12 protein-coding genes and 1 pseudogene are annotated in these 12,624 nt (G+C 43.1%); 8 read left to right on the top strand and 5 right to left on the bottom strand.

Annotated features, from left to right (window positions below; translation table 11 throughout):
* A pseudogene (locus B5D40_RS13735) lies at window positions 1-286 on the top strand (hypothetical protein); the annotation flags it as partial.
* Between the two features lie 214 nt (window positions 287-500).
* The gene (locus B5D40_RS13730) at window positions 501-1,985 is read left to right on the top strand and encodes a DUF1846 domain-containing protein (RefSeq protein WP_078777369.1); all 1,485 of its coding nucleotides are present in this window, start codon (window positions 501-503) and stop codon (window positions 1,983-1,985) included.
* Between the two features lie 79 nt (window positions 1,986-2,064).
* On the opposite strand, the gene B5D40_RS13725 is transcribed toward B5D40_RS13730, so the two are convergent.
* From B5D40_RS13725 to B5D40_RS13695, 5 genes are all read right to left on the bottom strand, one after another.
* Window positions 2,065-2,910 carry a patatin-like phospholipase family protein gene (locus tag B5D40_RS13725; RefSeq protein ID WP_078777368.1) on the bottom strand — a complete coding sequence of 282 codons (846 nt, stop codon included), beginning with the start codon at window positions 2,908-2,910 and terminating at the stop codon, window positions 2,065-2,067.
* Window positions 2,907-3,626, bottom strand: a complete 720-nt coding sequence (locus B5D40_RS13720; protein ID WP_078777371.1) for a lysophospholipid acyltransferase family protein — start codon at window positions 3,624-3,626, stop codon at window positions 2,907-2,909. The genes B5D40_RS13725 and B5D40_RS13720 overlap by 4 nt, the downstream gene beginning before the upstream one ends.
* 710 nt (window positions 3,627-4,336) lie before the next feature.
* Window positions 4,337-4,546, bottom strand: a complete 210-nt coding sequence (locus tag B5D40_RS13705) for a hypothetical protein (protein WP_078777365.1) — start codon at window positions 4,544-4,546, stop codon at window positions 4,337-4,339.
* Between the two features lie 3 nt (window positions 4,547-4,549).
* Window positions 4,550-5,116 carry a DUF3990 domain-containing protein gene (locus B5D40_RS13700; protein ID WP_078777364.1) on the bottom strand — a complete coding sequence of 189 codons (567 nt, stop codon included), beginning with the start codon at window positions 5,114-5,116 and terminating at the stop codon, window positions 4,550-4,552.
* Window positions 5,113-5,331: a DUF3791 domain-containing protein gene (locus tag B5D40_RS13695; protein WP_078777363.1), complete on the bottom strand. Its 219-nt coding sequence runs from the start codon at window positions 5,329-5,331 to the stop codon at window positions 5,113-5,115. The genes B5D40_RS13700 and B5D40_RS13695 overlap by 4 nt, the downstream gene beginning before the upstream one ends.
* 951 nt (window positions 5,332-6,282) lie before the next feature.
* On the opposite strand from B5D40_RS13695, the gene B5D40_RS13685 reads away from it, so the two are divergent.
* The 6 genes from B5D40_RS13685 (at window position 6,283) to B5D40_RS13660 (ending at window position 12,543) form a co-directional block, all read left to right on the top strand.
* Window positions 6,283-7,014 (top strand): DUF4417 domain-containing protein, encoded by a 732-nt coding sequence (locus B5D40_RS13685; RefSeq protein ID WP_144319707.1) that lies wholly within the window; start codon window positions 6,283-6,285, stop codon window positions 7,012-7,014.
* Window positions 7,001-7,423: a putative barnase/colicin E5 family endoribonuclease gene (locus tag B5D40_RS13680; protein WP_078777360.1), complete on the top strand. Its 423-nt coding sequence runs from the start codon at window positions 7,001-7,003 to the stop codon at window positions 7,421-7,423. Before B5D40_RS13685 ends, B5D40_RS13680 begins: the two co-directional genes overlap by 14 nt.
* 10 nt (window positions 7,424-7,433) lie before the next feature.
* A complete protein-coding gene (locus B5D40_RS13675; RefSeq protein ID WP_078777370.1) occupies window positions 7,434-7,760 on the top strand; it encodes an RNA helicase in 327 nt (108 codons plus the stop codon).
* 609 nt (window positions 7,761-8,369) lie between these two features.
* The gene (locus B5D40_RS13670) at window positions 8,370-9,389 is read left to right on the top strand and encodes a DNA cytosine methyltransferase (protein WP_078777359.1); all 1,020 of its coding nucleotides are present in this window, start codon (window positions 8,370-8,372) and stop codon (window positions 9,387-9,389) included.
* A 473-nt stretch (window positions 9,390-9,862) separates the two neighbouring features.
* A complete protein-coding gene (locus tag B5D40_RS13665; protein ID WP_078777358.1) occupies window positions 9,863-11,107 on the top strand; it encodes a hypothetical protein in 1,245 nt (414 codons plus the stop codon).
* Window positions 11,107-12,543, top strand: a complete 1,437-nt coding sequence (locus B5D40_RS13660) for an LlaJI family restriction endonuclease (RefSeq protein WP_078777357.1) — start codon at window positions 11,107-11,109, stop codon at window positions 12,541-12,543. The genes B5D40_RS13665 and B5D40_RS13660 overlap by 1 nt, the downstream gene beginning before the upstream one ends.
* Window positions 12,544-12,624 lie beyond the last annotated feature (81 nt).

Below are 12,624 nucleotides of genomic sequence, written 5' to 3'. Positions count from 1 at the left end.
AAACGCGACTTACTACCAGAAGAAAAAGGCTCACAAGCTTTTTTGCAAGAGGGCTGGCATCGAGCCTATCAACGGCCACCTGAAAAGCGACCACCGTATGGGCAGAAATTTCTACAAGGGAATCTTTGGCGACATGCTCAATGCAAAGCTTGCTGCGGCAGCGTTCAACTTCAAGAGGGCCATGAGGCGCTTTTTTGCCCTGTTGGAATGGCTATACTGTTTTTGCCTTCTGTGGAACGGAATGAACAAAAAATGCGAACGTCCTTATCTTGCGTTCGCAAAGTGACTTTTTAAGGGCTGACTAGTTATTAGTTATTAGTTTTCAGTTCCCAACTCCCAACTCCCAACTCCAAACTCCAAACTCCAAACTCTCAACTAACCCCTAATCACCAGCCACTCTAATGCAACCGATTTTTTGAAAATGAATTTTTAAAGAAGACCAAGAGACAAATCGTCAAAATTATTATCTTTGGCCAAGTATTCAAAAGGGACTGTCGTATATGTACAAAATCGGTTTTGACAACGATGCTTATCTGAAAATGCAATCGGAAAAAATCGCAGAGCGCATCGCCCAATTCGGCGGAAAACTCTACTTGGAATTTGGCGGAAAACTCTTTGACGATTTTCATGCAGCCCGCGTGCTCCCAGGTTTCGCGCCCGACAGCAAAATCCGAATGCTCACCAAGATGAAGGACAAAGCCGAAATCATTATCGCCATCAATGCAAACGATATCGAAAAAAACAAAGTGCGTGGCGATTTGGGAATCACTTACGACATGGACGTTCTGCGTCTGATTGACGCTTTCCGCGGTTACGGTCTGTATGTCAGCAGTGTCGTCCTCACCCGATTCGACAATCAGGCAAGCGCCGTTGCCTACCAGAAGAAACTCGAGAATCTCGGATTGAAAGTCTATCGGCATTATTCCATCGAAGGCTATCCGTCCAACATCCCGCTAATTGTGAGCGACAACGGCTACGGAAAAAACGATTTCGTGGAAACGAACCGCGAACTCGTCGTTGTGACGGCTCCGGGTCCTGGAAGCGGAAAAATGGCGGTCTGCCTTTCCCAGCTCTATCACGAAAACAAGCGCGGCATCAAAGCGGGATATGCGAAATTTGAGACTTTCCCCATCTGGAACATTCCTTTAAAACATCCCGTCAATCTGGCGTACGAAGCGGCGACCGCCGACCTGAACGACGTGAACATGATCGACCCATTCCACTTGGAAGCCTACGGGAAAACGACGGTGAACTACAATCGGGATGTGGAAATTTTCCCTGTGCTGAACGCGATATTTCAGCATATCCTCGGAAAGTCCCCATATAAATCCCCGACCGATATGGGCGTCAATATGGCGGGCAACTGCATCATCGACGACGTGGCGGTTTGCGAAGCCTCCAATCAGGAAATCATCCGGCGCTATTACAATGCGCTTTGCCAAGTGCGCAAAGGCCAAGCGGAACAGGAGCAGGTCTATAAATTGAAACTGGTGATGGAACAGGCGCACGTTAGACCGGAAGACCGAAAAGTCGCCATTGTCGCCGAGAAGAAAGCGGAGGAATCGAATGCGCCGTCTGTCGCCATCGAACTTCGGGATGGCACGATTGTCACCGGCAAAACGACTTCGCTTCTTGGAGCCTGTTCGAGCGCCCTCCTGAACGCCCTCAAACATCTGGCCGGCATTCCCGACAAAGTCAGCCTGCTCTCCCCGATGGTCATCGAACCCATTCAAAATCTAAAAACCCAGCAACTTCGGCACCAGAATCCCCGATTGCACATGGACGAAGTTCTAATTGCGCTTTCGGTCTGCGCCCTGACGGATTACAACGCCAAAATCGCCCTCGAAAAACTTTCGGAACTCGAACACTGCGAAGTCCATGCAAGCGTCATCCTCGCCCAAGTCGATGTGGACCTTTTCCGCCGTTTGCACGTCAATTTAACGACGACACCCAAATACCAGACGGCAAAGCTCTATCACGAATAAGCCGAACACCCTCTTTTAAAATTCAAAATCGAGCGCACACCGCACTCGATTTTTTTGCAAAAATATTGGAAGAAATTTTTCAGCGGAGAAATTCCTTAAGTGCTGCCATTCGGCTAGCAGCGTATTGCTGGCCCATGGAATACGAAGCGTTCAGGCGTTCCAGATTCGTTTCAAAAAGATCGCAGAGGTCCTTTTGCGGGCGCATTAAAAACACTTTGCCCTCTTTTTCCAGAGCTTTTAAAGTTTCAAACATCCTCACATAACGGCGAAAGCGGACCATCATCACCCGGAATAGATTCGGATAGCGATGCTTGAACATCGGGTTGAGAATCACGCTGTATTTGCGAAAATCCGTCACGGACTCGCCCGGATAATGCGTAGAAATCACCACGACCCGATCGCAGCCTTTTTCAAAAGCGCGCCGATAGGGAATCGGATCGGAAACGGTCCCATCCACATAATGGAATTTGCCGATTTGCGCAATCGGAAAAAGCATAGGCACGGAGCAGCTCGCATTCACAATGTCCAAAAGGCGACGTTCGCTTTCCTTTTCATTCAAATAGACAGGACGCCCCGTTTCACATTTGGTCAAGGTAAATTCGCATTCCACATCGGATGCGAAAAAATCCTGAAAATGAAAGGGTATGTCTCCATAGGCGGCATCGTAATGCAACGCATGGGACTCTTTTTGAATGCCGTCCAGAATCCGGTTCGCCCGCTTCTCGCCTCGCTGCAATTTCGTCGGCATGATGATATGGCGCAAACGTCCCTTTTGCCTCGTGACGTAATTCATGGCGGCGTGCCCGCCCGCCGAAACCCCGCAGATATACGGAAATACTATTTCCTCGTCCAGCATAGCGTCCAAAATGCCCGCTGAAAAAATCGTCTGGCGGGAACCGCCTTCCAAAACAAGGCCTATTTTCATTTTTCCCCCTCTCCCGGCAAAATTTCTTGAGGGGTTTCTGCCGTCGTGGGAAGGATTGCGGCTTCTTTTCCTAAGGCCAGCTGTTTCAATTTCCAGACTTTCTGCCTAAAGTATTCGCCGCGTTCCGCCAAATGTTTAGAAGAGGGGATGCCAGCGACCCTTTCAATTTTTTCCGCATCGCCAATGACAATCTGAGTCCGATGCCCCCACTTGTAAATGCCGTCAATGCCAACGGAAACAACTGGCGCACCCGTCGAACGAGCCAAGAAAGCAAATCCCGTTTTGAACTCGTTCAAAAGCCCATCGTAGCGGCACTTTCCCTCGGGAAAAATGATGACCGAATTGCCCTTTTCCAGTTCGCGCCGGGCGAGCAAAGCCCATTCCGTATCCATATTAAAACGATCGCAGGGAATCACGCAGTCCGTGTGCTTCAGAGCCCAGCTGAAATGCGGATCTTCCACCTGGTCCTTGGCAACGACAATGCTCCGCTTGTGAAAAAAAACGGCGAGCATCATAATGGGATCCCGCATACTCGTATGGTTCGCAATAATCACCGACGGAGACCGGAGATTCGTCGATTCAACACTCTTATCCGTAAAGCGGACTTTCGGGCGATACCAAACAAAAAAGAAGCCGCGCACGGTGTAAATGACCACCAAGACGACAAGACGCATGAATCGTTCAAAAAACGAGAATTTCTTATTCGCGCTAGACATCGCCCCGAAAATATAGAAATATTTACGAAAAGCCTCTTGCCGATTATCTTGCAAAACATCCCCCAAAAGCAAGTTCCTAAATAGAGTTGTTGCATTTTTCCCTGTCGTCGATAATCACGATTGTTCCCACATCATGCATTGCGAAGCAAACTTTTAAAATCGGCTTCCGTATCAATATGGGAATCCAGCCAGGAAACTTTAATGAAGCGCAACAGCGGCGGCAACTTTTAAACTATTATGAATCTCGCCGAGAGCGAATTTTTTCAGAAAGAAACTGGTTTCAGCAAAACACAGGCGTCTGTCTCAATGTTAAAAAAACAAAAATCATTTTCATCTTCACAGACTGTTTTATAACCGTTGTGATAACGCTCCCTTTTTCTCGCATCCTGTATAGTCATTACCTCATAGACTCCGCTGAAAACATAAATTCCTTTATTCAATTCTATGCTTTTATTTTCTGAAAAAAATCTGCAAAGTCAATTTAGTGGAATCCAAATTTTTGTATTGCTCATTACCTATTGTACAACTCACTTCGGTCCAGGCAGGTATCGCCACAACTGCCGAGTCATTCCGATCAATATAAATAAAATTCGAATCATATTGCCAAAAATCAAAATTTCATTTTTCCCCCATATTCTTTTTCTGTACAAATCTGTTCATCACCGAAATTTGAACTCCTGGATGTTTTTTTTTGGGGGGGGGGCAAATTTTTAGGATTTTTCCCGTTCAAATTCTTCGGCGGTAGCATCGGGGCCATCCCACCAAAGCTTATTCGAGTCATCATAAAGCATTTTTGCTGTATTCGACTCCATAAATTCCACAAGAACATCCTCTTCCGGTCTTTGAGAATCCTTTGCGATTTTTTCAACAGCCATTAATGCGGTCAAATCCATGGCAAATAATGTCTTGTCACTAACCATAGATTACCTCAAAACAACTGTTTCACTTTTAATGAATTGAAGTCTCGAAAGAGCCTTTTCGCTTCTAAAGCAGAATTGATCTTGTAATCTCTCCGGCAGCAAAAGACTGATGCAAATGTTGTCCGTCTGTTCGCTACCCATTGGGCCATAAACATTTCCCATGTACGCAAGAATCGTAGCGTTGGTGTCATCATTTGCGATCTTCCCCGAAACAACATCGTAGGAAGTCATCTGATTACGAATGCTTTCAAAGGTATTGTTTCGCCTATGGGCAACAATGCAGTGCAGCCAATCCACATTGGCTGTTTCAAAAGCAAAAGTTTCAAGCCCCGATATATCCGTTACCTTAAAAGAAGATACATACGCAAATGGCTCCATGGCAGGAATCAAGGCGCGACCTTTGGCTTTTGATGCCGAAATTTTTGCAAAACTTTGAGCTTGTTCTTTAGAACTTGTCAAATAAAAACCTCGCCCAAAATCTTTAAAATGAGCGCATTTACTTAGATCAGGCTTTTCCACAGCGCAGTAGCTTCCATGGTAAAGGAGCATTCCCGCTTCCAGCAGTTTCATACGGCGGCCCCCTTCACTTTGAGATAAGCCTTCACCTCTTCAAAGACCGCCTCGTCGCCTTCTACGTGAAAAATGCCGAAACACGCGCGGATATACTTGAGAACATCGAACTTCTTGAAAAGCCCCGCAGTTTCTTTCAGCGACAGATTGAAACGTTCCGAAGCCATCCTCAGAATCCGAATCTGCATAAAAAGAATCTGCTGCTGTTCGTTCATGCCCACAATTTATAAAAAATCACTTAAGCTTGTTCTTCCCATTTATCCTTGCCATAAAAATATTTGCCCAAATCAATCGCATTTAATTCCTGAGCCAAATTCTGTTCCTTCGTAAGGAAAGTTCAATCGAAACTCATCATCGAGCCCATCTTGTTTCTCCAGCAAACCGAATTGTTCAAACCTAATTTGAACGGCGATATGACAACCGGAAGGCAGCCCGTGTCAGATTTTTTTTCATCGACGGCCAGGAAGCGAAAGAATTAAGGGGCTTTGACATCTATCGCGAAAGGCGAGGCGGAGCTGATTTCTGTGTGTTGTTGGTTTCAATGACAGAATTTTTCTTTTCCAAGACGATTCGAGATTCGCCTTTTGCCGATAAAAAATCTATATTTCCTTGCAAATAGAGTTTTCTCTTGTTCTCTACTTGAAATCTCGACAATTTCACGATACAGAGAAGGAGCGAATACTTATGTCTGCCGCAGGCTCTCTGCGGTAACGTTTGCTATATGGTTGTACATCAAACTGCCAGATAAGCATAACGGCCTTTTGGGGCGTGAGTTGTTTGGGTTTATTTGTGTCGGGCAGTCGAGAGCCTCAGGTAGATAAATGCATTCGACTTCACGCCTTTTTTGTATTAATCGCGGAAGGGGATGCGGGCAAAAGGGAGCTCGTCCAAGTCCGCTCTTGTTCTCTACTTGAAATCTCGACAATTTCATACACAAGGAACAAGGCAAATTGCCGCAATGCCATGAGCGCACATGTTTCAAAATGCTGTTTCAGCACTTTGGATCGATGCCTAGATTGCATGCGGTCGTGATTTGTCTTTTCTTGAATTTGTCCGATTTTAGGTGAGAATGCGCAAAGCGTCTCGCCTTTTTGATTGCGTACAAATGGGCTAGCGCCAGCGTTCTGCAAGAGTGAATCAGAGAACTTCAAAAAGGAAGAACTAAATTGACTATAAAATTAAGAACGGTAACACGAGCTGGCTTGCGAGATATATGGAACGCCTTTATGGTTAAAGGAGCCGTGTTCAGTAAAAATGGCATTCCATTCTGTCCAAATACGACAAGTCAAATTCCAGAGTCATTGATCACGTATGACGAAGCTGTTCAAATCTACAACCAAGAGTTACGAAGAAAGAACAAATATTTCCATTCTCAAAGTTTTGTTTGTTTTTTCATAGATGACTATAAATTTGACAATCCTAGTGGAATATGGTTTCGATGGAAATTAGCGCAAAAAATTCTGGAACATTTTGAAGGCATCATAACCCCAGATTTTTCCACATATCAAGATTTTCCCCTGCCATTAAAATTGTTTGCAACATACAAAATGCGTACTTTCGGTTATTGGTGGGGATCTCTTGGCCATAAGGTTATAAATAATGTTCGGGGGGATATGCTCTCGTTAGATTTTTGTTTTGACGGAATCCCGCAAAACGGAACCGTATGCATCGGTACGGTAGCAAGTGGATTACGACAAAAAATCAATCGGGATTTGTTTTCCTTATGGCTTGAAAAAATGATTGAAGTTCTAAAGCCTCAATTGATTCTTGTTTACGGATCTTGCAAATACGAATGCTTTGAAAAAGCAAGAAGAAAGGGCATAAAAATTATTTCATACCCCAGCAAAACATCCTTAGCATTTCAAAAAAAACGGGAGGCTAAAGATGAGCAAAACTAACAGTGGACTATTCAACACCAATCCTCTTTCTCCAATAGCGAAAAAAGCTTTTATACAAGAGCTTCGCAATAGAGGTGAAAAATTCAACGAGGAAAAAATAGTCTTCATCACTAAAGATGCAACCGGTCAGATAATATGGCTAGAAAAAGGAAATAATCTTGTAGGACTTGAACATATCATACAAAGGCATTCAGAACACTTTGAAAAAGCTTTTGGCTTTAAACAAGAACAAATTCCCAATTTTCTTGAAAATATAATCTCTTATGGTGAAATCGTATCAAATAGAATCATCATAAAAAAAGGCCGAAAGTGTTTTGAGCGAAAATACAAATACAATGGGAAATACTACATTCTTGCAGGAATAGGTTCCAATGGATTTGTGGTATCGGCATATCCAACAACAAAATGAGGCAAAAAAAATGCAAACTGTAAAAATCATGCTTGATTATCTACAAGGCCCGATTTGGACAAGTGATGTTGAAACGGGTAAACCGCAAACTGGAATACCCGTCATCGATGAGAATGAAGACATTCGGCAACTCAATTTCAAGATTCAGGATTTGTACGATAGTTATTACGAGTTCAATTCCCATGGGGAACCTTGCTGGTTCAACAAAGAGCAGGAAAAGGCCGACAAAGATAAAATGCTTGCCATGCTTTCGAAGCTCATCGAACTGTTGAACAAGGTGAATGACGGAAGTTTTGTCATCGACGACCGCGAAAGCGAAAGGATTAAAGGACTTTAGAGGAGAAAAAACATTTTCTTGTAGATTTCTGTTTGCCGTCTGCCCAAATGGTGCGATTTTTCTTTTCCAAAGTTATTATGGTTTCGCCTTTTGCCTGCAAATAATCTATATTTTCCGGCAAATAGAGTTTTGCTCTTGTCCTCTACTTGAAATCTCGACCATTTCTACAACGGGAACAAGACGAACGCTCACGTCTGCCGCAGGTTCATTGCGGTAACGTTTGCTGTATGGTTGTATATTAAACTGCCAATAAGCATGACGGCCTTTGGGGGCGTGAGTTGTTTGTGTTTATTCGTTGTGGGCAGTCGAGAGCCTCAGGTAGATAGATGCATTCAACTTCACGCCTTTTTTGTTTTGATTGGCGAAGGGGATTGTAAATAAGAGGGAACTCGTCCGAGTCCGCTCTTGTTCTCTATCTGAAATCTCGACAATTTCAACAATGATGAACAAGGCAAATTGTCGGCGATGCCGTGGTCGCGTATTTCGGGGTGTTTTCCCGCACCTTGAGTCTGTGTCCGGATTGCCTTCGACATTGATTTGTCTTTTCTGAAGTTGTCCGGTTTTAGGCGAGAATGCGCGAAGCGTCTCGCCTTTTTTGATTGCGTACAAATGGGCTACCGCCAGCGTTCTACAAGAGTGATGTTTTCACTTTACGCAGGGAACGATATGGTGGCGAAGAAGACAATAAAGGTCTTTGAAGGTTTTGCAGGATATGGTGGTGCATCCTTTGGATTAAAGCGTTCTGGTTTAAAACATAAAGTTATAGGTTATTCTGAAATTGATAAACCTGCTTGCATTTTATTTGAAAAGAATTTTCCCGGCATAAAAAACTACGGAGATATAACAAAACTAGCCCCTGAAGTAATTCCCGATTTTGATTTGTTTACAGGCGGATTTCCTTGTCAGCCTTTTTCAACGGCAGGTAAAGGTTTGGGGGAATTAGATATTCGCGGAACTCTTTTTTACGACATTATTAGAATTTGTGAAGCAAAAAAGCCGAAATGGATTCTTCTTGAAAACGTTCGCGGTTTGACCACAGCGAAACACAAAAAGACATTTGATAAAATTTTAAGCGAACTAAAACGTATTGGTTATGAGAATGCAGCATATCATGTTCTCAATACAAAAGATTATGGCATTCCTCAAAATAGGGAACGCTTATGGATTTTCGCACAATATGGAGGATTACCAGAAAATTTCAATATTGTTCCACCACCGATAAAATTGTCTGGAAAAATTGACGCTTTTTTGGATAAAGTTCCTCCGAGTAATCTTTATCTTAATGATGCTCAAATCGAACATTTAAAAGAAAAACACAACATTGAAAGTTTTGTTGTAAAAACGCCAGTATGCTTTGATGTTTATAATAAACGAATCAAAACAAATGGTTTGTGTCCGACACTAACAGACCCTATGCACAACAGCATTCGAGTAATAGAAGTTGGTAAAAAAGGAAAAGAAATTGTGCGTAAATTATCTATCGCAGAACAATTTCGTTTAATGGGATTCAAAGATGGAGAATTAGATACTGCAGAATTATCCTACACCCAGCTATCTAAAAGAGCAGGAAATGGCTGGGATGTGAATATTGTTGGAATTCTTCTTAAACATATTTGGGAGCAATTATGAGATTGGACCAAGGCTCTTTAATTTTTTCACCCCAAAATGGAGAACGCCCTTCATGGGAAACTGCGTTAGGGCAATCACGTGAACCTAAAGACGATATGCCTCCGTATTATTTCAAGGCAGAAGGCTATGAGAACATTTTAAAGGGGATGTTTTTTAACTCTATTCCATTGGCAAAAACATCCTGCATCTTAGGAAAAAAGAAAATACTCGTTAAAGCTAGTGAATCATACCAAAATCCAGAATATCAAGAAATACAGCTAGCTTCAAAATTTGAATCTATAGTAATCCACTATCAAGGAAAAGCCAAAACCTTTGATAAAGCTCCTATAATCCTATTACTGACAAAAATACAGGATATCAATAAGTCTCATTATAGGAGACGCTCTATAAAATACTCACCTCATACAACATACGATACAATAAAAAATCAAGAGTCGTTTGAAAAAATTCAACAATACTATAATCAACGGTTAATGTGTTATGGCATCTTTGTAGAACATTTTGACACTCTCCACCTATATTGCGTAGATGCTGACAACAATGATTATAACTACTCCAATTTAAAATTACCTCAAACCGAATGGACCGATTGGGTTGATTGGGAACGAAAAGAACGTAATAAAATTCAAAATGTAATTCCTGCAAAATCGTCTTTAGAAGGAAAACAACTACAAAATTCCCCCACCCAAATCATCTACTACGGTGTTCCCGGTTGCGGTAAAAGTTACGAAGTCAACAAGAAAATCAATGAAGAAGATCTTAAAGGAATCGAGGACAAGGAATTTCACAAGATGCGCAGCGTGTTCCATCCGGAATATAGCAATGCGGATTTCGTAGGGCAGATTTATCCGTATGTAAAGCCGGACAATGGAGGCGTCGAATATCGCTTTAAGCCGGGGCCCTTTGCCGAAATTATCCGCCGGGCATATTTGAATCCGACGGAGCCATTCTTCTTAATTATCGAAGAAATCAACCGGGGAAATGCCGCTGCCATTTTCGGGGAAATGTTTCAGCTATTGGATAGAATCGAGCCCGGCGACTCTCCCGATACATCGACAGAAAATATCTATGATGTCGGCTGGAGCGCCTACGGGGTCAATAACGATGACGTAAACGCCTACATCCGTCAAAACACCATAACAAACGCCAATGAAATCACCTACGCCGAATTCGTCACTTACAACAATCAGATAAAATTCAGTCTTAACACTGCTATCCGCTTGCCGCCGAATCTCTCCGTCTATGGAACGATGAATACCTGCGACCAAAACGTGTTCACCATGGACAACGCATTCCAACGTCGTTTCCAATCCAAAATGATTCGGAACAATTTGACAGACACCAATCAATACAATTTGCGGATTGGCGACACGGAAGTCTGCTGGGGCGATTTCCGAAAATGGATTAACAAGAAAATCCTTGCACCCGAAACCGGGCTTGTCAAAGCCGAAGATAAATGTCTGGGCGGCTGGTTTATCAAAGGGAAAAAGAATGGAAATATTCCCAAGGATGAATTTGCCGAAAAAGTTCTCAAGTATCTTTGGAACGATGTTTTCAAACGTCATGTCTCCGAGAGCGTTTTCAATAAGGAAGTCCATTCGTTGATGAGTCTGATTGAATCGTTCGAATCAAACGCCGGATTTGCGGCATTTGAAAAAGCTTTTGCGCTAACAGATGAAGACGAAAAAGAGTTGAAACCGGAAAAAGAAAACGTCTGATGCCCGCACTGGATGAAAATGTGTCCGATACTTCAAAAAGGCAACACCCAGCTTTTGCGGATTTCTGCGTTTATGATGCCTGGAAAATTCAGGATGAAAAAAAAGACAAGTTCTTTGTGGGCATAAAACTCGAAGAGAATTTGCCAAAAATCTATTTCCCAATGGGATTTCGCAAGCCTTCGGCGGAAAAAACATCGGATGAAGAATGCAGACGGGATTTCTGCAAACTCGTTGCAGTGCTATGCGATAAATCTCTACAAAAATATTTTTCGGGAGAAGAGTTAAAAAAATCATCGCTGGATTTTCCGTTTGACGCGTTTCTTTCGGTGTTGCAATACTATCTCGACTTTGGCTATTTCATCGAGTCCGAGGCGATTTACAAAAAGGGATTCTCTGGAAAAATCAGCTGGCCGAAAACGGTTAAAAGTTTCAAACCACAAGTCGTCCAGAGCGAAAATGCGCAAGGGCAATCCCGTCATCAAGTCGTCTATCTAAATCTGGTTACGCGCAAGTCCCGTTTTCGCGAAGACAATCTGATTACGATTGTACATAAATTTTGCGTCAAGGAAGCTGCCCGCCTGATCGGACCTCTTTACGGAGTTTCGGAAAAGGATGTGGATGAACCGGAATTCACTTTTGACTATGATTTATTTGCGGAAACTATCCTGAATAAAATAGAAGATACATTCAACGACAAGCATTTGGAATTGTTCCGGGCAATGTTCAAAGTCCTGCGATACATTGCGAAAAAAGAAAATCGAAAGAAAGACGACTCCACTTCGGGTTTTCTGTTTGGCGTTTCCACTTTCGCACCCGTCTGGGAAGCCATGGTGGATCGGATTTTCGGGAATCTGCCGCCGGGTTTTCGCAAGGATGATTTTAATCCGCATTTGAAATACGTCGCTGAAAATGATACAAATTCTAATGGTAGTGAATATGGGAAATTAGATGGGGACAGACGTTCCACGTTGCGCCCCGATACGATTATGATTCTCGGACGGGATCATGACAACGCGGCGAAAAATGTTGAGGGCGACGAGCTGTTTATTCTGGATTCCAAATTTTACAAGTTCGGAATGACAAAAAATCGGAATGATTTGCCCGGTGCGGAATCCGTGTGCAAGCAGATGGCGTATGCGGAATTTGTGGAATCTATGAAATCTGAGGAACTTGCGGAATATGAAGGAAAAACATTTTCGCTAGACCGCATTTACAACGCGTTTATAATGCCGTATTGCGCTGAAAAAAGGGAAAAATCTTTCTCGATGGTGCGCAAAGGCTACATCTACGGCGATTGGAAAGATCGCTCAAAGCCTTATCGCAAAATCGCGTGCATTCTGCTCGATGTTAAATCGGTGATGGAAAATTATTCCGCTTCCGCAAGTGCGCAAAGGGAATTGCGAAACATCATTGCGGGAAAAAAGCGAAACGATTGACGAAGCCGTCTTTCTTTGACGGACAAGATTGCCGCGTCGCTGTCGCTCCTCGCAATGACGAATGTTCTACATCATTACGGG

Source organism: Fibrobacter intestinalis (genome assembly GCF_900167415.1).
Taxonomy (GTDB): Bacteria; Fibrobacterota; Fibrobacteria; order Fibrobacterales; family Fibrobacteraceae; genus Hallerella; species Hallerella intestinalis.
The sequence above is the reverse complement of the archived record's forward strand: the minus strand, read 5'-3'. Positions and strand labels throughout refer to the sequence as shown.

Bases quoted from the DNA above. Each gene is read 5' to 3' on its own strand.
- B5D40_RS13730 (WP_078777369.1), top strand. From the start codon at position 501: ATGTACAAAATCGGTTTTGACAACGATGCTTATCTGAAAATGCAATCG.
- B5D40_RS13725 (WP_078777368.1), bottom strand. From the start codon at position 2,910: ATGAAAATAGGCCTTGTTTTGGAAGGCGGTTCCCGCCAGACGATTTTT.
- B5D40_RS13720 (WP_078777371.1), bottom strand. From the start codon at position 3,626: ATGTCTAGCGCGAATAAGAAATTCTCGTTTTTTGAACGATTCATGCGT.
- B5D40_RS13705 (WP_078777365.1), bottom strand. From the start codon at position 4,546: ATGGTTAGTGACAAGACATTATTTGCCATGGATTTGACCGCATTAATG.
- B5D40_RS13700 (WP_078777364.1), bottom strand. From the start codon at position 5,116: ATGAAACTGCTGGAAGCGGGAATGCTCCTTTACCATGGAAGCTACTGC.
- B5D40_RS13695 (WP_078777363.1), bottom strand. From the start codon at position 5,331: ATGAACGAACAGCAGCAGATTCTTTTTATGCAGATTCGGATTCTGAGG.
- B5D40_RS13680 (WP_078777360.1), top strand. From the start codon at position 7,001: ATGAGCAAAACTAACAGTGGACTATTCAACACCAATCCTCTTTCTCCA.
- B5D40_RS13675 (WP_078777370.1), top strand. From the start codon at position 7,434: ATGCAAACTGTAAAAATCATGCTTGATTATCTACAAGGCCCGATTTGG.
- B5D40_RS13670 (WP_078777359.1), top strand. From the start codon at position 8,370: ATGGGCTACCGCCAGCGTTCTACAAGAGTGATGTTTTCACTTTACGCA.
- B5D40_RS13665 (WP_078777358.1), top strand. From the start codon at position 9,863: ATGTGTTATGGCATCTTTGTAGAACATTTTGACACTCTCCACCTATAT.
- B5D40_RS13660 (WP_078777357.1), top strand. From the start codon at position 11,107: ATGCCCGCACTGGATGAAAATGTGTCCGATACTTCAAAAAGGCAACAC.